This is a genomic window from Mycobacterium europaeum (assembly GCF_002102155.1).
GTDB lineage: Bacteria > Actinomycetota > Actinomycetes > Mycobacteriales > Mycobacteriaceae > Mycobacterium > Mycobacterium europaeum.
Genome location: NZ_LQOU01000031.1, coordinates 1 through 22770 on the forward strand (window position 1 = coordinate 1; position 22770 = coordinate 22770).

Consider the following 22770-nt stretch of genomic DNA (forward strand, 5'->3'; position numbering starts at 1 on the left):
CACCACGTCACCGACTGGACCCAGTGCCGGCGCACCGACATCACCAACCTCACCTTCGCCTGCGGACCCCACCACCGTCTCCTGCGACCCGACGGCTGGACCACCCGCAAAAACACCAAAAGCCAAACCGAATGGATCCCCCCACCCCACCAAGACCGCGGCCAACCCCGAACCAACACCTTCCACCACCCCGAACAACTCCTGCGCGACGGCGACGCCGATGACGACGACGCGGCCTAGGCGTTAGCGTGACTCGCGTGGAAGATCCGCGCACGTTGCTCTTGATGCGTCACGCGAAGTCTGACTACCCGCCCGGGGTCGCCGACCACGACCGGCCGCTGGCGCCCCGCGGTGTCAAGCAAGCGGGACTCGCCGGCGATTGGCTGCGCGCCAACGCTCCAGCCATCGACGCCGTGCTGTGCTCCACCGCGACGCGTGCGCGCCAGACGTTGGCCAACACCCGCATTGACGGCCCGGTGCGGTACCGCGAGCGGCTGTACGGCGCCACGCCCGGCACCATGATCGAAGAGATCAACGCGGTCGGCGACGACGTTCAGACGCTGCTGGTGGTCGGTCACGAGCCGACGATGTCCGGCCTGGCTCTCGGCCTGGCCGGCACTGGCACCGACGCCGCTGCCGCCGAACGGATCTCGGCCAAGTTCCCGACGTCGGCGATCGCGGTGCTGACGGTGCCGTTCACATGGAAAGACCTCGAGCTCGGCCGGGCCGCGCTGATCGCCTTCGAAATCCCGCGCTAGTCCGATTGCCCGGCTCCTCCTCGCCCCGCTTCGCGGGCCGCATCGTCGCCGCGCTGACCTAGGAGTTGGTGGCCAGGGTCAGCTCCATCAGCTTGAGCGCCTGCCCGCAGGCGTCGATGCCGGGCGCCTGGGGGTTGACCCACCACCCGACCACGCCCGCGGCGTCGCTGGCGACTCCGCATGCGCCGTTCGGGTCGTCCGGGCGCATCACGATCGAATCGATCCCGGCGATGTTGCGGGACTCGACCTTGTACTTCAGGAAGTCGGCGACCTTGCGTTCGTTGCTGAGGCTGCCCTGCTCGAACCAGAACCGCGTGATGTCGATCAGCCCGGCAGGGTTGGCCGCCTGCCACCGGCAGATCGCGCCGACGAACGTGCTCTGAATGTCGAGCGGGTCGGCACCCACCGTCTTGGCGAGGATGTCGCTGGTGAGCACCTCACACTCCTTGAGCAGGTTCGGATACTGCTGCTGGGAGTTGTTGTTGCGGGGGACGCCGCCCGACCCGGCCTTCACGGCGTTGCCGGCGATGGACCGCGAACATCCGGTCAACACCAGCGCGGTGATCAAGATCGCTACAACTGCGCGGACGCTTCTTCTGGTCATTTCGAGTTCGCAATCGACTGACGTGCCAGTTCCTTGGCTATGTCGCATGGCGGCGGGAAGGGCTTTTGGCTGAAGCTGATCGACCATTCGAAGAAGTCGTCCTGGAATTGGATGCCCACCTCGCAGAGCGAGTCACCGAGGTTGGGCTCGTTGCCGATGGCGATGAATCCGCCGTGTCCGTCGATGTTGATGTCGTCGACGCTGGCGCGCGACAACTCCTCGGTCTTGCGTTCACGCCCGATCGGGCTGCCGCGATACCAGGAAAAGGAAAAGTGCGGACCGAGGATGCCGCCGCCCGCCAGCCACTGGCAGCCGACGGAGTTCCGGGCGGTGTTGATCAGGCCGGTCACCTTGGTCAGTTCCGCCACGGTCTGGTCGCTGATGCCCCCGCACTGGGGGAACATCGGCCCGTGATGGCCCTCCGAGTTCGCGGGCGCCGACGAGGACGTCGCACCCGGTTTGTTGCCGCCGGAGGCGGAGCACGCGGCAACCGCGGGCACCAGGATCATCAAGGCTGACGCCGCTACGGCGAGCGCCCTCGCGTTACGCCGCACCGCTACCCTGCTCTTGCTCAGCCTGCTCCCGGTCCACACGATGCACTGTAGCGGCAGCTCACCGGGTCAACCACCGACGCGCCTGAGCAGGCGTTTCAGTTACGCCGCCAGACGCGCCGTGTGCGACAGTTACGAAATGCTCCTGGCACTGCTGCGCCAGTACATCCGGCCGTACCGGCGGCTGGTCGCGGTGCTGATGGTGCTCCAGGCAACCAGCACCCTGGCGTCGCTGTACCTGCCGACGGTCAACGCCGCGATCATCGACGAGGGCGTCGCCAAGGGCGACACGTCCACGATCGTCAGGCTCGGCATGGTGATGCTCTCGGTCACCGGACTGCAGGTGTTGTGCGCGGTCGGGGCGATCTACTTCGGGTCGCGAACCGGGATGGGCTTCGGTCGCGACCTGCGCGCGGCGATGTTCGAACACATCACGACCTTCTCCGAGCATGAGACCGCCCGCTTCGGCGCGCCCACGCTGTTGACGCGCAGCACCAACGACGTCCGCCAGATTCAATACCTGGTTCAGATATCGAGCACCGTGCTGGTCACCGCGCCCATCATGTGCGTGGGCGGAATCCTGATGGCGATCCACCAGGAGGCCGCGCTGACCTGGCTCCTGCTGGTCAGCGTTCCCATCATGGCGCTGACCAACTACTGGGTGATGTCGCACATGCTGCCCCTGTTCCGCAGGATGCAGGGCCTGATCGACGGCATCAACCGGGTGATGCGCGACCAACTCTCCGGCGTCCGCGTCGTCCGTGCGTTCGCCCGCGAACGCTATGAGCGCGACCGATTCGCCCGCGCCAACGCCGCGCTGTCGCACACCGCGCTCACCGCCGGCAACTGGCAGGCGGTGATGCTGCCGGTGACCACGCTGACCGTCAACGTGTCCAGCGTCGCGCTGATCTGGTTCGGCGGGCTGCGCATCGATCGCGGCCAGATGCAGGTCGGCTCGCTGACCGCCTTCCTGGCCTACTTCACCCAGATCCTCATGGCGGTGCTGATGGCCACCATGACGTTGGTGGTGCTGCCGCGAGCATCCGTGTGCGCCGAACGGATCACCGAGGTGCTCTCCACCCGGGCCGCGGTGACCGATCCGCAGCGGCCGGCGTTCCCGCCCGGCGGGATCACCGGGGTGGTGCGCCTCGACGGCGCCACCTTCAGCTATCCGGGTGCTGACCGCCCGGTGCTGCAAGACGTTTCGTTGACCGCACGTCCCGGCACCACCACGGCCATCGTCGGCAGCACCGGGTCGGGCAAGTCGACGCTGGTGTCGCTGATCTGCCGGCTCTACGACGTGACCGGCGGCGCCGTGCTGGTCGACGATATCGACGTCCGCGACTACCACACCGAGCGGCTGTGGTCCGCGATCGGGCTGGTTCCCCAACGCGGCTACCTGTTCTCCGGTACCGTGGCCGACAATCTCCGCATCGGCGCGGCCCCGAACCAGGTGGTGACCGACGACGAGATGTGGGAAGCGTTGCGGGTGGCCGACGCCGACGGATTCGTGCGCGCACACGACGACGGGCTCCGGATGCGGGTGGCCCAGGGCGGTATCAACTTCTCCGGCGGTCAGCGGCAACGACTGGCGATCGCCCGGGCGGTCATCCGCCGCCCCGCCATCTACCTTTTCGACGACTCGTTCGGCGCGCTCGACGTGCACACCGACGCGCGGGTCCGCGCGTCGCTGCAACAGGTAGCGGCCGCGGCGACCGTCATCGTTGTCACCCAACGGGTTTCGACCGCCGCCCAGGCCGATCAGGTGATCGTCGTCGACAACGGACGACTGGTGGGCACCGGCACCCACGAATCGTTGCTCACCGACTGCCCCACCTACGCGGAATTCGCCGACTCGCAGTCGGTGAGCGCCGTGGGATCGGGCCACGCGGGGGGCTTGCCATGACCGCGGCGGTGACTCGCGGTGTGGCGCCGGCCCCCGCGGGCCGGTCTCGCGACTTCTGGGGGTCGGCCACCCGGCTGGTGAAAAGGCTTACACCGCAACGCCGGCTGAGCGTCGCCGTGATCGGCCTGGGGGTCACCGGGACGGTGATCGGGGTCATCGTCCCGCGCATCCTCGGCCACGCCACGGATCTGTTGTTCAACGGCGTCATAGGGCGACAGCTGCCCGCGGGCATCACCAAGGCGCAGGCCGTCGCCGCGGCCCGCGCGCGGGGCGAGGGCACCTTCGCCGACCTGCTGTCGGGGATGAGCGTGGTGCCGGGCAAGGGCGTGGACTTCGGCGCGGTGGCGCGAACACTGGCGCTGGCGCTGGGCCTGTATCTGGTTTCGGCGCTGCTGATTTGGGCGCAGGCGCGGCTGCTCAACGTCACCGTGCAGCGCACCATGGTCGCGCTGCGTTCGGACGTCGAGGACAAGATCCACCGGCTGCCGCTGTCCTACTTCGACGGCCGGCAACGCGGTGAGCTGCTGAGCCGGGTGACCAACGACATCGACAACGTGCAGTCGTCGCTGTCGATGACCATCAGCCAGCTGGTGACGTCGATCCTGACGGTGGTCGCCGTGCTGGCGATGATGGTGTCCATCTCGCCGCTGTTGGCCCTGATCACCGTCGCCACGGTGCCGCTGACCCTGCTGGCGACACGCGCGATCGCGCGGCGCGCCCAGCGCCTGTTCGTGGCGCAGTGGACGAGCATCGGTCGCCTCAACGCCCATATCGAGGAGACGTACAGCGGCTTCACGGTGGTCAAGACGTTCGGCCACCAGGCCGCGGCACGCGCGCAGTTTCGTGACTGCAACGACGACGTGTACCGGGCCAGTTTCGGCGCCCAGTTCTTCTCGGGCCTTGTGGCGCCGGCGACGGGGTTCATCGGCAACCTCGGCTACGTGGCCGTCGCCGTGGTGGGCGGCCTGCAGGTCGCCACCGGCCACATCACCCTCGGCGGGATCCAGGCTTTCATCCAATACGTGCGGCAGTTCAACAGCCCGCTCGGCCAGGTGGCCGGTATGTACAACACCCTGCAGTCCGGGGTGGCCAGCGCCGAGCGGGTATTCGATCTGCTCGACGAACCCGAGGAATCACCCGACGCCGCGGCCGCCGTGCCGCGGCCGCACGCGGCCCTCACCGGCCGAGTCGAGTTCCAGCACGTCAGCTTCGGCTACCGCCCGAACACCCCAGTGATCCACGACCTGTCGATGGTGGCCGAACCCGGAACCACGGTGGCGATCGTCGGGCCCACCGGCGCCGGCAAGACCACACTGGTGAACCTGCTGATGCGGTTCTACGACGTCGATTCCGGCCGGATCCTGGTCGACGGCGTCGACATCACGACCGTGAGCAGGCAGTCGCTGCGGTCGCGGATCGGCATGGTCCTGCAAGACACCTGGCTCTTCGACGGGACGATCGCGGAGAACATCGCCTACGGGCGGCCCGGCGCCAGTGCGGACGAGGTGGTGCAAGCCGCGAAGGCGGCCTACGTCGACCGGTTTGTGCACACCCTGCCGGACGGCTACCAGACACGGGTCAGCGGTGGCGGTGGCAACATCAGCGCCGGCGAGAAGCAGCTCATCACCATCGCGCGCGCCTTCCTGGCCCGGCCCCGGCTGTTGATCCTCGACGAGGCGACCAGTTCGGTCGACACCCGCACCGAGGCGCTCATCGCCCGCGCCATGTCGGAGCTGCGCCGAGACCGCACGAGTTTCATCATCGCCCACCGTCTTTCGACGATTCGGGACGCGGACCGCATCGTCGTGGTCGAGGACGGCCGGGTCGCCGAGCAAGGCAGCCATGCCGAGTTGCTGGGCCGCCGGGGCGCCTACTACGCCATGACACGGGCATAGCACCTTGCGGCTGGCACCACGACACCACCCCGGCGGTGACCGCCGGCATGATCGCGTGCGGCACCTACACGAACCACCCGAACGTGATCTGGACCAACGAGGCCAAACTCATGCTCTGCGACGTCTACGGGGATCCGCCCGCGCCCGAGGACCTGCACACCTGGTGGACCAACTACGGCGGGTGAGATATGGTCAAAACCCAACCGGGACAACTCGTTACGATTCAGCGGGTAAGGGCACCGGCCTGGGGCTAAAGGTTCGGCCCCTCGGCGCGTAAGTCGTCGACCGCCGACATGGCGCTACGCAGCTTGGCCAGCCATTCCTCGGCATGTTCACCCACCAGCTTGACCGACCACGCCAGCGCGTCGGCGCGAGACCGGGCGACACCGGCATCCACCAGCGTATCGAGCACCTGCCGTTCGGGTTGCTTCAGCCGCGTCATCACCGGTACCGCGATGTGAGTGAACAGGATTCGTTCCGTGCCGGATTTGGAACCGACCTCGACGCCCCAGGACACCTTGCGCCCGTAGCGATCCTGCGCCTCGTCGGCGATGTGCATTCGCTCCGAACGGGATTCCTCACGGAACCGGGAGGCGCGCCCTTCCGCGCGCGCCTCGGTCTCCTGCTCCGGGCCCTGGGGCTCGGGCAGCCGTCCGATGACGGTGATCTCCTCGCGGTCGACGATGACCGTCGGGTCCCCGTCGAACCAGCTTTCGGGCAGGCGCCCGGCGAACCATTCCGCGGCGTCGCTGGCGTCGGGCTGCTGAGCTTGCTGCCAGCCACCGGGGCGGCCGTAGCGCCGGCCGTGCGTGTGATGCGATTTCATCATTACATGATTACACCGTTACATATGTTAGGGAACAGCGTTCACCGGCGGCGAACGCCGCGAGGCGACGGCAGGCGCGCGGTGGGCGACGAAGCCGCCGACCTCCGTCCGCGAAAGCTGTGTTTAAGTGCGCAAGACCCGTTGATATGGGCTGTTCGGCGTTGTATTTTTGGTAGCGAAGCAGGCCCGGAAACGACCAATTCAAAGCGCCGGAAGTCAGGGTAGAAGACCGGCCGCGTAGGACCCGCGCATGACGGAGCCCACGCCCCCAGAGTCGTCCGGGCCTGCCCATGTCGGCCGACTTTGCGACTCAGTTTCCGCCGTCGCCCCGGCGAATACGGAAGAGCTTGACCTCGTTCTTGATGCCCTTGAGGCGGCGCGCACCTGCGAACGATCCGTTGAACTCGCCGGTGTCCCCCACCGTCTCCCAGACCGAATCCGCCGCGAGCACGGTGCCCGGACGCGCCACGCCGGTGACCCGGCTGGCGACGTTGACCGGACTGCCGAACCAGTCGCCCGCCCGGCTCACGGCCATGCCGGAGGCCACGCCCGCCCGTAGCCGCGGGAAGTCGTTGTCGGTGTCCACCGCGTCCACCAGCTTCACCACCACGTCGAGCATGGGCAGCGGGTCGGGGCAGACGAACATCACCGCGTCGCCGATCGTCTTGATGAATCGCACCGGCGGGACGGTGATGTCTCGGGCCAGGACCGCCAGTCGATTGGCCAGATGTCCCAGTTCCTCCGGCGACACCGCTTCACCGATCCGGGTGAAGCCGACGAGGTCGGCGAAGGCGACGGTGATCTGGCGCGCGCCCGGCAGCGGCTTGCCGGCGGCGCGTTCGGCCGCGTTGACCGCTTCGGTCTCCATCATGTGGCGCAGCTGCATGAACAGCATGTGCTGGATCATCGGACCGAGCTCGGGCGCGATTTCGCCTACCAAAGCCTTTGACGCCTTGGCTATTTCCAGCTCGGTGGCCCCGGGCCGCATGATCGCCGAAAGCGCCGTATAGCGCATGACCTCAGCGGCGCGCGACAGACCTTCGGCGAGTACCCGGACCACCAGCACCACTTGCTCGGGATCCAGGCCGAGCTCGACGAAACGCTGGGCGTAGGCGGCCGCTTCGCCGTCGGCGCGCATGTGCACGACCGCGTCGGGATCCTCCACCCGGGCAAGGCCGATCGCGCGCTGCACCCGTTGCAACAGCTCCAGGTCGATGCCGTGCGTCTCGCTGATCTCGCGGGCGGACACGTAGGTGCCGTCGTCACCGATCAGGTGGCGGGTGGCCAGCAACAGTGGCGGGTTCGTTGCCCTGATCTCGTCGGCGGTGATGCCCTGCTCAAGCAGCCACTCGACCAGCTCCGCCCGTTCAGCGCGTGCGCTGCCCTCGAGTCCGCCGAGCAGGTCCCCGTCCACGTCGCCAACGTACAGGCCCGCGTCGATCGCGAGCGCGGCGAAGCCGGGCGAAGCGGGTCGACGCAAATCGGCCCCGTCGATCGCGAGCGCGGCGAAGCCGGGCGAAGCGGGTCGACGCCGGCGAACCGAGATGCGCGCCATGATGTGCAGTGATGAGCGCACCGCTGCTGCGGGGATTCCCGCCGGTCGTCGACGAGCACGCCCGGGTGCTGATCCTGGGTTCCTTCCCGAGCCCCCAGTCGCTGGGGGCGGGCCAGTACTACGGCAATCCGCGAAACGCGTTCTGGGCGATCACCGCCGAGCTGTTCGGGTTCGATGCGGCGGCGCCGTACGAAAAGCGGCTGGCCGCCCTGCAATCGGCCGGCGTGGCCCTCTGGGACGTGGTGGGCGCGTGCCGCCGGGCCGGCAGCGCGGATTCGGCGATCGAACCCAAGAGCGTGGTGGTCAACGACTTCGGCGAACTGTTCGCGCGGTACCCCGCCATCACGCGCGTCTACTTCAACGGCGCCAAGGCCGCCGAGTTGTACCGCAGGCTGGCCGAGGCCGACAAGCGGATTCACTACCGGCGGCTACCGTCGACGAGCCCGGCCCACGCCGTCCGGCCGGGCGTCAAGCTGGCCGCCTGGCGCGAAATCCTTCCTTCATGACACCGGCGGTCGCCGGTGCGCCCACGGCCGCGCCGACTCGATCTGGGCGGCCAGCGACAACAACGTCGCCTCCGCGAACGGCCGGCCCACCAGCTGGACGCCGATCGGCAGGCCGTCGCCGTCGAAGTCCCATGGCACGGCCGCGGCGGGCTGACCGGTCAGGTTCCACACCTGCTGGTAGGGCACGCGCTGCGCCACCGCCAGCAGCGTCCACACCGCGCCGCGGCGTTGGTAAGCGCCGATGCGGGACGGGCCCGTGGCATTGCCCGGCGTGACGACGACGTCGACGTCGTCGAAGATCGACTGAATCCGGGCGCTCACCGCCGCCTCGGCCTCGCGGAGGGCGACCATCCGGCGATCGGAGAACAGCGAGCCGGCGCGCGCCAGGTTGCGGGTGCGCGCTTCGAGACGTTCGGGATGCCCCAGCGCGTCGGCGTCGTCGCTGATGCCCCGCAGATAGCGGGGAAGGTAATTGGTCATGATGGCCGACGGTGGATAGTCGGGGTCGGCGCGGATCACGTCATGGCCCAGGTCGCGCAGCAACGCGCCGGCCTGCTCGACCGCCGTGAGCTCCTGCTTGCCGATCCTGACGGGCAGCGGCGTGGGGACCTTCGTGCTCAAGGCGATGCGCAGCCGGCCGGGGTCACGCGTCGCCGCGGCCGCGAACTCGCCGCTCGGGCCGGACACTTCGGAAACCGTCGCCGTCGCGTCGAGGAATAGCGCGGCGTCCAGCACCGACCGGGCCAGCGGGCCGTTGGCGCTGAGCCCGTGCCACGCGTCGTCGTGCGGCTCCAACGACACCCGATCCCGTTGCGGTTTGACACCGAACAGGCCGCACCAGATCGCCGGGATGCGGATCGAGCCGCCACCGTCCGAGCCCAGCGCCAGCGGAGCCAGGCCGGCGGCCACCGCGGCCGCGCTGCCGCCACTGCTGCCGCCCGGCGTGCGGGTGAGGTTCCACGGATTGCGGGTCGCCCCGAAGGCCAGCGACTCGGTGTAGGGAAACATCATCAGCTCGGGCACATTGGTTTTGCCGAGGATGACGGCGCCGGCGGCGCGGAGCCGGCGGACCACCTCGGCGTCGGAGGTCGCCGCCGGCCGGTGTCCGCCGCTGCCGTACGTCGTCACCTCGCCTGCGACGTCGACGTCGTCCTTGATCGCGATCGGCACCCCGAGCAGCGGCAGCCGCTCGCCGGCGTCGAGGCGGTCCTGCGCGACGGCGGCCTCATCACGCGCGCTGTCGGACAACACCACGCGATAGCAGCGCAATTGGCTGTCCAGCCGCGCGATCCGATCCAGGTAGATCTCGAGCAGCCCGGGCGCGGTCAGCTCACCGTCGGCCAGCATCCGGGCCTGAGTGGCCGCGCCGGCATAAGCCACATCGCGAGCGTCCACTGCGGCAGCGTATCCCCCGGCCAGTACCGTGGGCGACATGTCCTGCGTGTTCTGTGCGATCATCGCCGGCGAGGCCCCGGCCATCCGGATCTGTGAAGACGACGACTATCTGGCCATCCTCGACATCCGCCCGTTCGCCCGAGGGCACACCCTCGTCATCCCCAAACGCCACACCGTGGACCTCACCGACACCCCGCCCGAGACGCTGGCCGGGATGATCACCATCGGCCAGCGGATCGCCCGTGCCGCCCGCACAACGGAATTGGCCGACGCGACCAACATCGCCATCAACGACGGCAGCGCCGCCTTCCAGACGGTGTTCCACATTCATTTGCACGTGCTGCCCCGACGCAACGGCGACAAGCTGTCGGTCGCCAAGGGGATGCTGCTGAGGCGCGACCCCGACCGGGACGCCACCGCGCACATCCTGCGTTCGGCGCTGGCCCGCATCGACGCCAGCCAGTAATACTGGGCTGATGGCATTTCCGTCCTGGGTCGAACAGCGTCTACTGCCCCCGATGTTGCGCCTGCACGACAGCGTGTATCGCAAGACGAACGGCTGGATCGGTCACCGCTTCCTGCTGATACCCAGCCTGCTACTGCACACCGTGGGCGCCAAGACCGGCCAACCGCGAACCGCGGCGCTCACCTATGCGCGCGACGGCGATGACTATTTGGTCGTCGCTTCCAAGGGCGGCGACCCGCGCGCGCCCGGCTGGTACCACAACCTGCGGAAGAATCCGGACGTGGAAATCAACGTCGGCCCGAAACGTTTTGCGGTCACCGCTCGCCCGGTGCTGCGCGACGACGCCGATTACCCGCGGCTGTGGCAGATCGTCAACAAGAACAACGGCGACCGCTACACCGCCTACCAGCAGAAGACGTCGCGGCCGATTCCCGTCGTCGTGCTCACACGGCGCTGACCCCGAGCCTGGCGCGGGGGTTTATTCTCCACTAGCGTGCGGTGATCTCCTCGATTGGTCATCGCACGGCGCGGATCGGCTGGAGCGGTATGCAACCCTGGGCGGGCAATCCCTGGCGGCGATTCAGGCTGCCCCCGCGAGTCGGTTGGCTCGTCGTCGGCGTGTATGGTCTGGCGGCCACGCTGGTGGTCGCATCCTCGATCGGGGGCTGGCGGGGCGTCTACGCGACCCGGCCGGTCGATGAAATCGCGCTGGCGGTCTGCCTGCTGTGCGGGGCGGGATTCGCCGGCTACGCGGCCCGGTCCGCGGCCGGCCGGCACAGGTACGGATGGCTGGCGATGGTGACGGCCCAGCTGGGCTGGGCGGCGGGCGAGGTCATCTGGGCCGTGTACGACGTGCGTCCGGAACTGGCCCACGCCACCCATCCCGCCGCCGCCGAGATCGTCCTGTTGCTCTGGCCGTTCGGCACCTTCACGTCGCTGGTCCTGTTGTCGCGCTTTTCCCGCCACAGTCCGCGGCGGCTGGTGCTGGACGGCCTCATCGTGGCGACGTCGCTGTTCGTGGTGTCGTGGGTCTTCGTCGTCGACCAGCAGCTGCGCCAGAACAGCGGCTCGCGGGTGACGACCCTCGCCGAGGTCTTCAACGACATCGTCCTGCTGACCACCGCGATCCTGATGTTGTCGCGGGTTCGTCGCGGCGACCCGCCGAGCCGCAATCTGCTGGCCGGCGGCGTGCTGATGATCAGCGTCGCCGACATCGCGATGGTGTTCAAGAGCGGGATCGGCAGCTACCAGGTCAGCGATCTCGTGGACCTGGGCAGAGTGGGTGGGCTGGGCATGATCGCGCTGGCCGCGCTGTCGAGCGTCCACGAGGTCCCGTCGCCGCCCTCGCGCGCCGACGAGATACGGTCGCGTACCCGGCTGTGGCTTCCGTACCTGCCGTTGCTGGTGGCCGCCGCGGTGGGGATGGGCCACGTGGCGGGCTTGATGGCGCACGGCCCGTTGCTGGCCGCGCTGGGCGTTCTCGTCGCCGCGGTGCTCGTGCGTCAGTTCGTCATGTTGACGGAGAACCAGAGCCTGCTGTCCGAGGTGGCGCGGGAGGCGTTTCGCGACAGCCTGACGGGACTGGCCAACCGGGCGTATTTCCTTGACCGGCTGGAACAGGCCGTCGCCCGGCAGGATTGCGGCATCGCGCCCATCGGGGTGTTGTGCCTCGACCTCGACAACTTCAAGTCGGTCAACGACGCCCTGGGCCACCCGGCCGGTGACGAACTGCTGGTCCGGGTCGCCGGGCGACTCACCGCCACCCTGGGTGACAAGTGCGTCATTGCTCGCCTCGGTGGCGACGAATTCGCCGTCCTCCTCGAGGGTCCCATCGAAGAATCACACGGGGCGGCCCATCGGGTCCTCGACGCGTTCAACACCCCGATCGTGGTCGACGGGGTTCCCATAGCGGTCCGGCCGAGTGTCGGTTTCACCGTCGCCACCGCCGCGTCGGACTGCACCGTCGAGCAGCTCCTCCGGCACGCCGACCTGGCCATGTACACGGCCAAACGGGAAGGGGGCCAATGTGTTCGGAGTTTCGTGCCCGATTTGCCCCTGTCCTATTCCTTCCCGGCCATCCCGCCCGCCGAGCCGGCCGCCGCGGCGGTGGAGGCCGCCGTGAGGAGCGCCGAGCCGATGCTCAGGCGGGCCGCCGACGTGGCCGTGTCGAGACCCGCGCGACCGCAGGGCGGGATCGACGGCGTCCGCTGGCCCCCGACGCCAATCCGGATTGCCCTGGCGGCCTTGATCATCGGCGTGGCCTCCTTCACGGTGGCCAGCGTCGTCTCGCCGATTGCCAGTCACAGCGTCTTCTTCACCAAATCCCTGTATTCGGCGTTGAACCTGCTGGCGGCCGGGCTGATCGCCGTTCGCGCATACCGCCTCAAAGCCGACCGGCGGGCGTGGTCTTTGATCGCCGCGGGCATGGCGCTCTCGGCGCTCGGTGACGTCGTGTATGCGTTGTGGGTGCCGAACGCGCAGTCGCCGTCGGTCGCCGATCCCGAGTACCTGGCGTTCTACCCGTTCGTCTATGCCGGGATCTTGCTGCTGATGCGGGCCCGCCTGAAGCGGGTACCGATGCCGGTGCGCCTCGATTCCCTGGTGTGCGCGTTGGCCGTGGCCGCGCTGGCCGCGGCGCTGCGGGCCGGACCCATGCACGCCGCCGCGGACCGCACGCCCGCGACGGTGTTGGTCGGCCTGATTTATCCCTGGGGCGACTTGGTGCTGCTGGCCCTGGCCGTCGGCATGCTGCCGATCCTGGGCTGGCGCAGCGAGTTCCGGTGGGCCCTGCTGGTCGCCGGGCTGGTGGGTTTCGCGGTTGCGGACACGGCATACCTCTTCCAGACGTCGGCGGGCTCATACCGGGTGGGTACCTCGCTCGACGCGCTCTGGCCGGCGTCGTCGCTGTTGGTGGCGATGGCCAGCTGGGCCCGTGGGTCATCGGCGGCACCGGCAACGCGGCGCGGACTCGACTCCTATGCCGTTCCGGTGACGTGCACCGTCGTGGCACTCGGCGTCACCATTCTGGGGCACGATTCGCGGCTCGCATCGACGCTCGCCGCCCTGAGCCTGGTGGCCGTCGCCGCGCGATTCTCGGTGACGTTCCGGGATGTCAGCCTGCTGGCCGAAAGCCACAAACAGGCCATGACGGACCAATTGACCACCCTGCCGAATCGGCGATCGCTGGCAACGGCGCTCACCGCGCTGTCGGCTTCGGACTCGCCCGTGGGAACGTCGTCGCGTCGTGCGCTGCTCCTGCTGGACCTCCACAAGCTGCGGGAGATCAACGCCTCGGTTGGTCGCCACTTCGGCGAAGAGCTGTTGTGGCGCGTCGCAAACCGGCTCGCGCACAACGTGCGTCGCGACGACCTGCTCGCCCGCGTGAGCGATGAAGAATTCGCCATCCTGCTCGGGGTGGGATCCGACCTCACCGCCGCGCGGGCCCAGGCGAGTCGGTTACTCGAGGCCATCAGCATCCCGTTCGAACTGGACGCGATCAGTGTGCAGATCGACGCCTGCGTCGCCATCGCGCTGTACCCCGATCATTGCGACCACCCGCAGGAGCTGTTGAATCGGGCGGAGGCCGCGATCCCGTACGCCAAGTCCGCACTGAGCAAGATCGCGGTGTACGAGTCCGGCTTCGAGGTGGATCGCGACCACGATCCCAACCTCATCCGGGAACTACGCGCCGCGCTCATCGATGGCGACGAGCTGACGCTCCATTACCAGCCCAAGGTCAACGCGAGCGACGGGAGCGTGCACAGCGTCGAGGCGCTGCTGCGCTGGCAACACCCCGCCCGCGGGCTGCTGCTGCCGGAGGAGTTCCTCCCGTCCGCCGAACGCGCCGGTTTGATGCGCACGTTGGCCAATCGGACCATCAACCTCACCCTCGAACAGATCCGGTTGTGGCGCGACCAGGGCATTGCGCTGACCGTCGCGGTGAACCTGTCGACGACGAACCTGCTCGACCTCGACCTCGCGGTCACCATCGAACGGTTGCTGCGGACCCACGGGCTGCCCCCCGACGCACTGATCATCGAGATCACCGAGAGCGCCCTCGTCGACTCGGAGCGCTCCCGCAACACCGTCGCCGCCCTGCAGCTGCTCGGCGTTCGCATCTCGCTGGACGACTACGGCACCGGATGGTCGTCGCTGGCCCGCCTGCAGGATGTCTCGGTCGACGAGCTCAAGCTGGACCGGCGATTCGTGGCGCGGTTGGCGCAGGATCCCCGATCGGTGGCCATCGTGCAGTCCACGGTGGACCTGGCGCAGAACCTGGGTGCCGACCTCGTCGCCGAGGGCGTCGAAGACGACGCCACCCTGAGCGCGCTGCGGCGTTACGGCTGCACCATCACCCAGGGGTTCGTGCACAGCCCGCCGTTGCCGCCGGAGGAACTGCGGCGCTGGATCACCGGCCGGAGCGCGGTCGCGGGCCCCATCGATTCGCAGAAATCCGGTGTGCCGGAGTGAGCGGCTAGAACAATTCCTTGGCGAGCAGTTCCAGCGTCGCCACCCGCGCCGGCGCGGTTGCCGGACCGGTGCCGCGGCGAGCCGAGGCCACCGGGTTGACCATCACCTCGTCGACCTCGAACCGTTGGGCGAGCGCCCGTAACTGCTCGGCGGCCTCGGCGGGCGTACCGAGGACCGCTCGCCGCAGTCCGCTCTCCACGATCCGCTGCTGCTGTTCGGTCAGCTCCGCGCCTTCGGCCTCCTCGACCAGCGGCACGGGCCCCAGGGGCTGTCCGGTGCGCAGCTTCGCCATCATCTGCAGATTGGGCAGCATCAATGCCGTTGCCTCGTCGCGGGTTTCGGCCACCGCGGCGTTCACCGTCAAAAACGTCAGCGGCTCGGGCGTGAGGGCGCTGGGCTTGAACCGGGAACGGTACACCTCGAGCGCCTCCTCGGTTCCCTGGCCCGAGAAGTGGTGCGCGAACACGTAGGGCAGCCCCTTGGCGGCGGCCAGGTGAGCCGAGTACATCGACGAGCCCAGCAGCCACAGGCGCGGCTCACCGGCGGCCGCGGGGGTGGCCTTGAGCCGGTAGTCGCCCGAGCGCAGCGGCACCACGACGCCGCGCGCGCTCATCAGCGCCGCCACGTCGTCGAGGTATTCCGGAAAGTTCTCGATGTCTTCTTCGCCGCGGCCGCCACGCAGCGCATAGGAGGTCACCGGGTCGGACCCGGGCGCTCGGCCGATGCCCAGGTCGATGCGGCCCGGCGCGGCGGCTTCCAGCAGCGCGAACTGCTCGGCCACCGCCAGCGGTGCGTGATTGGGCAGCATCACGCCGCCGGACCCGAGACGAAGCTGCGAGGTTTGCGCGGCCAGATAGGCGATCAGGACCGGCGGGCTGGTGGCGCCGACGGAGGGCATGTTGTGATGCTCGGCGACCCAGTAGCGCGTGAAACCCAGCCGATCCGCGGCCTGCGCCAACTGCACGGTTGCCGCGAGCGCGTCGGCGCTCGTCTGATCCGAGCGCACCGGGACGAGATCGAGGACGGAAAGACGCACGTTCGCGTCAACGCCGTGCGGCCCGCGAACGTTCCCTCGGCTCAGCGGCACGGCAGTGATCGTGCGCTCACGGCTTTGGGTGTGAACGCGGGGCGGGAATCCGGCCGGTCTTGCGCCCACGTTGCACAATCAAAGCCCACGTTTCACAATCACCGCCAGGCGCTTCAGGCTCAGTAGTCCTTGAGCGTGATCGAGCTGACGATGCGGTCGAAGACCTCCTGCGGGATGGGAGCCCCGCCCGGGATGTTGTCGACGACCAGCCATTGGTTGCGCTTGACGTAGTCGCTGAATTCTTTGTGGTAGTTGGCGAAGCCGAGCCCGTAATCAACCGTGCCGTCGTGGGAGGCCGTCGCGAGCTCGCCGGCCAGGATGTAGGCGCCCAGCAGGGCGACACTGGTCCCCTGGCCCGACAACGGCGAGCAGCAATATGCGGCGTCGCCGACCAGCGCGACCCGGCCTACCGACCAACGGTCCATCTTGATCTGCGACATCTCGTCGAAGTAGAAATCCGGTGCGCTGCGCATGTATTCCAGCAACTGCGGACGCACCCACCCGTCGTCGGCCATCCGCCGCTGCAGCTCGGCGAACTGCGCTTCCGTGTCGCGGTAGTCGATCCGCAGATCGGCGTCCATGAAACCGAGCATGGCCCGGGCCTCGGTGTTGTTGCGGGCGCTGTAGACCCCGGCCATGCTGGCGTCCCCGTAATGCCAGGTCTGCCAGTAGTCCAGGTCGAGGAAATTGGGCACGGTGAAGATCGCCGCGTGCGTGCCCAGCCGCTCGATGAATCGCTCCTCGGGGCCGAAGACCAACCGGCGCACGTTCGAGTGCAATCCGTCCGCGCCGATGACCAAGTCGAAGCTGCGCGCGGGGGCACGTTCGAAGGTCACGTGGACGGCCGCACCGTCGTCGTCCAGCCCGGTGATGGTGTCATCGAAGATGTATTCCGCCGTCCATTGGCTTGCGCCGTACAGCAATTCGACCAGGTCGTCACGCAGGAGCTCGATGTCCGGGCTGTCGATGGGCCCGCCCGTGGGCGTCGACTCGGTGTCGCGGGACAGCTCGTTGCCGTCGCGGTCGACGACGGAGGCGCCGCGGATTTGCGTCTTTCGTTTCTGGGCGGCGGCCAGCAGGCCCATGCGCTCCAGCACCCCCAGCGCCGGCCCGCGCACGTCGATCGCCTGACCACCCGGCCGCGGCCCGGGGTGGCGCTCCACCACGGTGACCGAATAGCCATGCCGCCCAAGCCAATAAGCCGTCGTCGCACCGGCGACGCTGGCGCCGGAAATCAGAACGTCGGTCACTTGATCCCTGCCAGCCTTTTCGCGTCGCGAAAAACGTCGTCGAGCATTGCTGGTGTCAACCTACCGGTAAACATGTTTTGCTGGCTGGGGTGGTAGCAGCCGAGTAATCGCACGCCGGGCGCGAATTGCGCCACGACCCCATGGCCGAACCGCGGCTTGCGCATCGCGGACGCGCCCGGCAGCCGCAGCGCGATTTGCCAGGCGAACCCGCCCAACGCCACGATCGTGCGCACGTGCTCGGCGACCAGCCGCCATTCGGCCTCCAGCCAGGGCCAGCAGGTGTCGCGCTCCTTCGGCGTCGGTGCGTTGGCCGGGGGCGCGCACCGCACCGGCGCGGCGATGCGAACCCCGTTGGCCCGCAAGCCATCCGCCGCATCCACGCTGGTCGGCTGGTTCACCAGCCCGGCCCGGTGCAGCGCGGCATAGAGCTGATCGCCGGACCGGTCGCCGGTGAACATGCGGCCCGTCCGGTTGGCGCCGTGCGCGGCGGGCGCCAACCCGACGATCAACAGCCAGGGCCGTTCCGACCCCCAGCCCGGCACCGGGCGGCCCCAATACGGCTGGTCGGCGAAGGCACGTCGTTTCAGCACGGCCACGTCCTCGCGCCAGTCGACCAGGCGCGGGCAGGCGCGGCAGACGCTGATCACGGCGTCGAGTTCGCGGATCGACGCGGCGTCGTGCGCCAGCGCGGCGACCTGTGCGGCGTCGGCGGCCACCTCCGTCTCCGGGGTGGCCGGATCGCCCGGCCAGCCGGTGCCGGGGACCACCGGAGAATCGAACGGCTGGCCGGTACGAGGGTGGACGAGCACATCAACATCCTGCAGCCATCCGGTGGACGACGGTTGAAGTCCCCGAATAATCGGTGGTAGCGCCGCGGATCAGCCGTTAAGTTCGCACCGAATACCCATGAGCCATACGAGCCGCGGCCCGGCGCTTCTGATCCTGTTCGCCACGCTGATGGCGACGGCCGGTACCGGCATCTCGATAGTCGCGTTCCCGTGGCTGGCGTTGCAGCACCATCAGAGCGCGAAGGACGCGTCCATCGTGGCCGCCGCGATGACGCTGCCACTCGTGTTGTCCACCCTGGTCGCCGGGACCGCGGTCGACCTTTTCGGGCGCCGCCGGATCTCGCTCGTCTCCGATGCGCTGTCCGGCGCGGCGGTCAGTGTCATCCCGCTGACCGCGTGGCTGCTCGGAACGGACGCCATCAGCGTCGCCGAACTGGCCGTGCTGGCCTTCTGCGCGGCCGCTTTCGACCCGGCCGGGGCGACGGCGCGCCAGTCCATGCTGCCCGAGGCCGCCGGCCGCGCCGCCTGGTCGCTGGACCGCACCAACAGCGTCTACGAGGCCATTCTCAACCTGGCCTACATCCTGGGCCCCGGCATCGGCGGTTTGATGATCGCCGCGGTCGGCGGCATCAACACGATGTGGGTCACGGCGGGCTGCTTCGGGCTGTCCCTCCTGGCGATCGGCGCGCTGCGCCTCGAGGGCGCCGGCAAGCCGCGCCACGCGAGCCGGCCCGACGGGTTGATGTCCGGCATCGTCGAAGGGCTGCGGTTCGTCTGGAACCTGCGGGTGCTGCGGACGCTCGGCCTGATCGACCTGGCCGTGACCGCCCTCTACCTGCCGATGGAAAGCGTGCTGTTCCCCAAGTACTTCGCCGACCGGCACCAGCCCGCCCAGCTGGGTTGGGCGCTGATGGCGCTCGGGGTCGGGGGCGTCGTGGGCGCGCTGGGCTATGCGGTGCTGTCCAAACGCACCCGCCGGCGCACGGCCGTGCTGACGGCGACCCTCACCTTCGGCGCCGCGACGGCCGGCATCGCCTTCCTGCCGCCGTTGCCGGTGATCCTCGCGCTGTGCGGGGTGACCGGACTGGTCTACGGGCCGATCCAGCCGATCTACAACTACGTGATGCAAACCCGCGCGCCGCACCATCTGCGCGGCCGGGTGGTCGGGGTGATGACGGGCCTGATGTACGCCGCGGGCCCGTTGGGCTTGCTGGTGGCCGGACCCCTGGCCGACGCCGCCGGGCTCAAGGCCACCTTCCTGGCGTTGGCGGTGCCGATCGTGATGATCGGGCTGGTCGCCGTGAGGCTGCCGTCGCTGCGCGAATTGGACCGCGCTCCGGAGTTGGCCGGGGAGTCCGGGTCCTAGGATCAATGGCTGTGAGCCCAGATGTCCTGGCCGGGCTGATTGCCGGCCTGCCCGACGGGATGGTCGTCACCGACCCGGCCGTCACCGAGGGCTACCGCCAGGACCGCGCCTTCGACCCGTCGGCCGGCAAACCGTTGGCGGTGGTCCGGCCGCGGTGCACCGAAGACGTGCAGACGGTGTTGCGCTGGGCCACCGCCCACCGGGTGCCGGTGGTGACGCGGGGAGCCGGTAGCGGCCTGTCCGGCGGGGCGACGGCGCTGGACGACGGCATCGTCTTGTCGACGGAGAAGATGCGCGATATCGCCGTCGATCCGGTGACGCGCACCGCGGTGTGTCAGCCCGGGCTGTTCAACGCCGAGGTCAAGAAGGCCGTCGCCGAGCACGGCCTGTGGTATCCGCCGGACCCCTCGTCGTTCGAGATCTGCAGCATCGGCGGCAACATCGCCACCAATGCCGGCGGGCTGTGTTGCGTGAAATACGGCGTCACCACCGATTACGTGCTGGGCATGCAGGTGGTGTTGGCCGACGGCACCGCGGTCCGGCTCGGCGGCCCGCGTTTGAAGGACGTGGCCGGGCTCTCGCTGACCAAGCTGTTCGTCGGCAGCGAGGGCACGCTGGGTGTCGTCACCGAGGTGACGCTGCGCCTGGTGCCCAAGCAGAACGCGTCCAGCATCGTGGTGGCCTCGTTTGCGTCGGTGGAGGCCGCCGTGGACGCGGTGCTCGGGGTCACCGCCCGGCTCCGCCCGTCGATGCTGGAGTTCATGGATTCGGTCGCCATCAACGCCGTCGAGGACACCCTGCGCATGGACCTGGACCGGGGCGCGGCCGCCATGCTGGTGGCCGGCTCCGACGAAAGGGGACGGGCGAGCTCCGAGGACGCCGGGATCATGGCCGCGGTATTCGCCGAAAACGGTGCGACGGAAGTGTTTTCGACCGACGATGCCGACGAGGGCGAGGCGTTCGTCGCCGCCCGCCGGTTCTGCATCCCCGCGGTCGAAGCGAAGGGATCGCTGTTGCTCGAGGATGTCGGGGTCCCACTCCCGGCGCTGGGCCGGTTGGTCACCGGCATCGCACGCATCGCCGCCGAGCGTGACCTGACGATCTCGGTGATCGCCCACGCCGGTGACGGCAACACCCACCCGTTGATCGTGTACGACCCCGCGGATTCCGCAATGACCGAGCGCGCTCACCTCGCCTTCGGCGAGATCATGGACCTGGCCGTCGGGCTCGGCGGCACGATCACCGGCGAGCACGGCGTGGGCCGGTTGAAGCGCCCGTGGCTGGCCGGCTACCTCGGCCCCGAGGTGATGGATCTCAACCGGCGCATCAAGCAGGCCCTGGATCCGCACGGCATCCTGAACCCGGGCGCGGGCATCTAGCGCCGTCTTCTTCCGGGTCTGCGAATGCGCGCACACCCGAGACCCCCGGCGTTGACATTGATGTCTCATTGTCGTACCAATGAGACATGACTGCGGTTATGTCTCACAATGCGCCGGTCATGTTCGAGCTCGCCACCGCCGACACCTGGCCCGACCCCTGGCCGATGTACCGCGCGCTTCGCGACCACGATCCGGTGCACCACGTCGTCCCGGCCAGACGGCCCGAGCACGACTACTACGTGCTGTCCCGGCACGCCGACGTGTGGGCCGCGGCGCGCGACCACGAGACCTTCTCCTCCGCGCAGGGGCTGACGGTCAATTACGGTGACCTCGAAATGATTGGTCTGCAGGACAATCCACCGATGGTGATGCAGGATCCGCCGGTGCACACCGAATTTCGGAAGCTGGTGTCGCGTGGCTTCACGCCTCGCCAGGTGGAGGCGGTGGAACCCAAGGTGCGCGAGTTCGTCGTCGAACGCATCGAGCGGCTGCGCGCGGCCGGCGGCGGCGACATCGTCACCGAGCTGTTCAAACCGCTGCCGTCGATGGTGGTCGCCCACTACCTGGGCGTTCCCGAAGCGGATCGAGCGCAATTCGACCGGTGGACCGATGTGATCGTCGCGGCCAACACCGTCGAAGGCGGCGTCGCCGGGGCACTGGAGACGGTTGGCGACGCGGTCGGATCGATGATGGCCTACTTCACCGGTTTGATCGAGCGGCGCCGAACGGAGCCCGCCGACGACACCATCTCCCATCTGGTGGCCGCCGGTGTCGGCGCCGACGGCGACCTCACCGGCACCCTGTCGGTGCTGGCGTTCACATTCACCATGGTCACCGGCGGCAACGACACCACCACCGGAATGCTCGGCGGCTCAATGCCTTTGCTGCATCAACGCCCCGACCAGCGGCGGCTTCTCGTCGACGATCCGGGGTTGATCCCCGACGCGGTCGAGGAGCTGCTCAGGTTGACTTCGCCGGTGCAGGGACTCGCCCGCACCACCACCCGCGACGTGACGGTCGGCGACACCACCATCCCCGCCGGGCGCAAAGCGTTGCTGCTGTACGGGTCGGCCAATCGAGACGAACGCCAACACGGGCCGGACGCCGGCGAACTCGACGTCACCCGTCGCCCCCGCAACATCCTGACCTTCGGCCACGGCGCCCACCATTGCCTGGGCGCGGCGGCGGCACGCATGCAATCCCGGGTCGCCCTGACCGAACTGCTTTCCCGCTGCCCGGATTTCGAGGTCGACGAGTCCGCGATCGTCTGGTCGGGTGGCAGTTATGTGCGCCGCCCGGTGTCGGTGCCGATCCGGGTGAAGTCCTGATGCCGAACGACTGGCTGGGCGCGCACCGCACCGAAGCGGCCGCGGACCGCATCCTCGACGCCGCTGAGCGGCTCTACACCGAGCGCGACCACGCCTCGATCGGCATGAACGAAATCGCCAGGGCCGCAGGCTGTTCCCGCGCGACCCTGTACCGGTACTTCGACAACCGCGAAGCGCTGCGGACCGCCTACGTGCATCGCGAGACCCGCAGGCTCGGACGCGCGATCAGGGAGGAGATCGGCGGCACCGACGATGCCCGGGAACGGTTGGTCGCAAGCATCACCGCCGCGCTGCGGATGGTTCGCGGCAGCCGAGCGTTGGCGTCGTGGTTCGCCATCACCCGGCCGCCGATCGGCGCCGAGGTGGCCGGCCGATCCGAGGTCATCACCGCCCTGGCCGCCGCGCTCGTCGGCTCGCTCGGGCCCGAAGACCCCGCCATCGTGGAGCGCCGGGCACGCTGGGTGGTGCGGGTCATCACGTCGCTGCTGCTGTTCCCGGGTCGAGACGACGCCGACGAGCGGGCGATGATCGAAGAGTTCGTCGTCCCGATCGTGACGCCGGCCGCCGTCCGTCGCTAGCTCGCTGTGCCGCAGGGCCGGGCGCGGGTGGACGCACAACGAGACAGCAAACTGAGGTCGCG

The 22770-nt window shown here is 68.9% G+C and carries 20 protein-coding genes and 1 pseudogene; 13 read left to right on the top strand and 8 right to left on the bottom strand.

Annotation, left to right across the window (positions count from 1 at the left end; genetic code table 11):
- Positions 1–240: pseudogene (locus AWC03_RS15155) on the top strand (HNH endonuclease signature motif containing protein); the annotation flags it as partial.
- A 17-nt stretch (positions 241–257) separates the two neighbouring features.
- The gene (locus tag AWC03_RS15160) at positions 258–758 is read left to right on the top strand and encodes a SixA phosphatase family protein (protein WP_142278401.1); all 501 of its coding nucleotides are present in this window, start codon (positions 258–260) and stop codon (positions 756–758) included.
- Positions 759–816: 58 nt separating this feature from the next.
- On the opposite strand, the gene AWC03_RS15165 is transcribed toward AWC03_RS15160, so the two are convergent.
- Complete coding sequence (locus AWC03_RS15165) at positions 817–1362, bottom strand: DUF3558 domain-containing protein (RefSeq protein WP_085241553.1); 546 nt, start codon at positions 1360–1362, stop codon at positions 817–819.
- Positions 1359–1871 (bottom strand): DUF3558 domain-containing protein, encoded by a 513-nt coding sequence (locus tag AWC03_RS15170; RefSeq protein ID WP_420845673.1) that lies wholly within the window; start codon positions 1869–1871, stop codon positions 1359–1361. Before AWC03_RS15170 ends, AWC03_RS15165 begins: the two co-directional genes overlap by 4 nt.
- Before the next feature lie 181 nt (positions 1872–2052).
- Here AWC03_RS15170 and AWC03_RS15175 point away from each other — a divergent pair, with 181 nt between their 5' ends.
- From AWC03_RS15175 to AWC03_RS27285, 3 genes are read left to right on the top strand one after another with little or no spacing between them, the layout of a single operon-like run.
- The gene (locus AWC03_RS15175) at positions 2053–3819 is read left to right on the top strand and encodes an ABC transporter ATP-binding protein (protein WP_085241554.1); all 1767 of its coding nucleotides are present in this window, start codon (positions 2053–2055) and stop codon (positions 3817–3819) included.
- Positions 3816–5714, top strand: coding sequence for an ABC transporter ATP-binding protein (locus AWC03_RS15180; RefSeq protein WP_085241555.1), 1899 nt, complete (start codon positions 3816–3818; stop codon positions 5712–5714). The genes AWC03_RS15175 and AWC03_RS15180 overlap by 4 nt, the downstream gene beginning before the upstream one ends.
- A gap of 35 nt (positions 5715–5749) precedes the next feature.
- Positions 5750–5899, top strand: a complete 150-nt coding sequence (locus AWC03_RS27285) for a hypothetical protein (protein ID WP_158089972.1) — start codon at positions 5750–5752, stop codon at positions 5897–5899.
- Positions 5900–5964: 65 nt separating this feature from the next.
- Here the strand turns inward: AWC03_RS27285 and AWC03_RS15185 are convergent, their stop codons facing one another.
- Both AWC03_RS15185 and AWC03_RS15190 read right to left on the bottom strand, forming a co-directional pair.
- Positions 5965–6540, bottom strand: a complete 576-nt coding sequence (locus AWC03_RS15185) for a hypothetical protein (RefSeq protein ID WP_085241585.1) — start codon at positions 6538–6540, stop codon at positions 5965–5967.
- 310 nt (positions 6541–6850) lie between these two features.
- Positions 6851–7969 carry an adenylate cyclase regulatory domain-containing protein gene (locus AWC03_RS15190; RefSeq protein ID WP_085241586.1) on the bottom strand — a complete coding sequence of 373 codons (1119 nt, stop codon included), beginning with the start codon at positions 7967–7969 and terminating at the stop codon, positions 6851–6853.
- Between the two features lie 137 nt (positions 7970–8106).
- Between AWC03_RS15190 and AWC03_RS15195 the strand changes: the two genes are divergently transcribed.
- Positions 8107–8601, top strand: a complete 495-nt coding sequence (locus AWC03_RS15195; protein WP_085241587.1) for a DNA-deoxyinosine glycosylase — start codon at positions 8107–8109, stop codon at positions 8599–8601.
- On the opposite strand, the gene AWC03_RS15200 is transcribed toward AWC03_RS15195, so the two are convergent.
- A complete protein-coding gene (locus tag AWC03_RS15200) occupies positions 8596–9996 on the bottom strand; it encodes an amidase (protein WP_142278402.1) in 1401 nt (466 codons plus the stop codon). The genes AWC03_RS15195 and AWC03_RS15200 overlap by 6 nt on opposite strands.
- Positions 9997–10033: 37 nt before the next feature.
- Between AWC03_RS15200 and AWC03_RS15205 the strand changes: the two genes are divergently transcribed.
- The 3 genes from AWC03_RS15205 (at position 10034) to AWC03_RS15215 (ending at position 14932) form a co-directional block, all read left to right on the top strand.
- Positions 10034–10462 carry an HIT family protein gene (locus AWC03_RS15205; RefSeq protein ID WP_085241557.1) on the top strand — a complete coding sequence of 143 codons (429 nt, stop codon included), beginning with the start codon at positions 10034–10036 and terminating at the stop codon, positions 10460–10462.
- A 10-nt stretch (positions 10463–10472) separates the two neighbouring features.
- Complete coding sequence (locus AWC03_RS15210) at positions 10473–10919, top strand: nitroreductase family deazaflavin-dependent oxidoreductase (RefSeq protein WP_085241558.1); 447 nt, start codon at positions 10473–10475, stop codon at positions 10917–10919.
- A gap of 161 nt (positions 10920–11080) precedes the next feature.
- Complete coding sequence (locus AWC03_RS15215) at positions 11081–14932, top strand: bifunctional diguanylate cyclase/phosphodiesterase (RefSeq protein WP_085241588.1); 3852 nt, start codon at positions 11081–11083, stop codon at positions 14930–14932.
- Between the two features lie 4 nt (positions 14933–14936).
- On the opposite strand, the gene AWC03_RS15220 is transcribed toward AWC03_RS15215, so the two are convergent.
- The 3 genes from AWC03_RS15220 to AWC03_RS15230 form a co-directional block, all read right to left on the bottom strand.
- Positions 14937–15968, bottom strand: coding sequence for an LLM class flavin-dependent oxidoreductase (locus AWC03_RS15220; RefSeq protein ID WP_085241559.1), 1032 nt, complete (start codon positions 15966–15968; stop codon positions 14937–14939).
- Positions 15969–16138: 170 nt separating this feature from the next.
- A complete protein-coding gene (locus AWC03_RS15225; RefSeq protein ID WP_085241560.1) occupies positions 16139–17269 on the bottom strand; it encodes an FAD-binding protein in 1131 nt (376 codons plus the stop codon).
- The gene (locus AWC03_RS15230; RefSeq protein ID WP_085241561.1) at positions 17266–18093 is read right to left on the bottom strand and encodes a uracil-DNA glycosylase; all 828 of its coding nucleotides are present in this window, start codon (positions 18091–18093) and stop codon (positions 17266–17268) included. Before AWC03_RS15230 ends, AWC03_RS15225 begins: the two co-directional genes overlap by 4 nt.
- Before the next feature lie 82 nt (positions 18094–18175).
- Here AWC03_RS15230 and tap point away from each other — a divergent pair, with 82 nt between their 5' ends.
- The 4 genes from tap to AWC03_RS15250 all read left to right on the top strand — a co-directional run bounded on the left by tap (position 18176) and on the right by AWC03_RS15250 (position 22708).
- Positions 18176–19423, top strand: a complete 1248-nt coding sequence (tap, locus tag AWC03_RS15235) for a multidrug efflux MFS transporter Tap (protein ID WP_085241562.1) — start codon at positions 18176–18178, stop codon at positions 19421–19423.
- 11 nt (positions 19424–19434) lie between these two features.
- Positions 19435–20802: an FAD-binding oxidoreductase gene (locus AWC03_RS15240; protein WP_085241563.1), complete on the top strand. Its 1368-nt coding sequence runs from the start codon at positions 19435–19437 to the stop codon at positions 20800–20802.
- A gap of 86 nt (positions 20803–20888) precedes the next feature.
- Positions 20889–22130 carry a cytochrome P450 gene (locus AWC03_RS15245; RefSeq protein WP_167542675.1) on the top strand — a complete coding sequence of 414 codons (1242 nt, stop codon included), beginning with the start codon at positions 20889–20891 and terminating at the stop codon, positions 22128–22130.
- Positions 22127–22708 (top strand): TetR/AcrR family transcriptional regulator, encoded by a 582-nt coding sequence (locus AWC03_RS15250; protein ID WP_142278404.1) that lies wholly within the window; start codon positions 22127–22129, stop codon positions 22706–22708. The genes AWC03_RS15245 and AWC03_RS15250 overlap by 4 nt, the downstream gene beginning before the upstream one ends.
- Positions 22709–22770: the final 62 nt, after the last annotated feature.

Bases quoted from the DNA above. Each gene is read 5' to 3' on its own strand.
- AWC03_RS15195 (WP_085241587.1), top strand. From the start codon at position 8,107: ATGAGCGCACCGCTGCTGCGGGGATTCCCGCCGGTCGTCGACGAGCAC.
- AWC03_RS15175 (WP_085241554.1), top strand. From the start codon at position 2,053: ATGCTCCTGGCACTGCTGCGCCAGTACATCCGGCCGTACCGGCGGCTG.
- AWC03_RS15185 (WP_085241585.1), bottom strand. From the start codon at position 6,540: ATGAAATCGCATCACACGCACGGCCGGCGCTACGGCCGCCCCGGTGGC.
- tap (WP_085241562.1), top strand. From the start codon at position 18,176: ATGAGCCATACGAGCCGCGGCCCGGCGCTTCTGATCCTGTTCGCCACG.
- AWC03_RS15205 (WP_085241557.1), top strand. From the start codon at position 10,034: ATGTCCTGCGTGTTCTGTGCGATCATCGCCGGCGAGGCCCCGGCCATC.
- AWC03_RS15165 (WP_085241553.1), bottom strand. From the start codon at position 1,362: ATGACCAGAAGAAGCGTCCGCGCAGTTGTAGCGATCTTGATCACCGCG.
- AWC03_RS15180 (WP_085241555.1), top strand. From the start codon at position 3,816: ATGACCGCGGCGGTGACTCGCGGTGTGGCGCCGGCCCCCGCGGGCCGG.
- AWC03_RS15170 (WP_420845673.1), bottom strand. From the start codon at position 1,871: ATGATCCTGGTGCCCGCGGTTGCCGCGTGCTCCGCCTCCGGCGGCAAC.
- AWC03_RS15210 (WP_085241558.1), top strand. From the start codon at position 10,473: ATGGCATTTCCGTCCTGGGTCGAACAGCGTCTACTGCCCCCGATGTTG.
- AWC03_RS15245 (WP_167542675.1), top strand. From the start codon at position 20,889: ATGACTGCGGTTATGTCTCACAATGCGCCGGTCATGTTCGAGCTCGCC.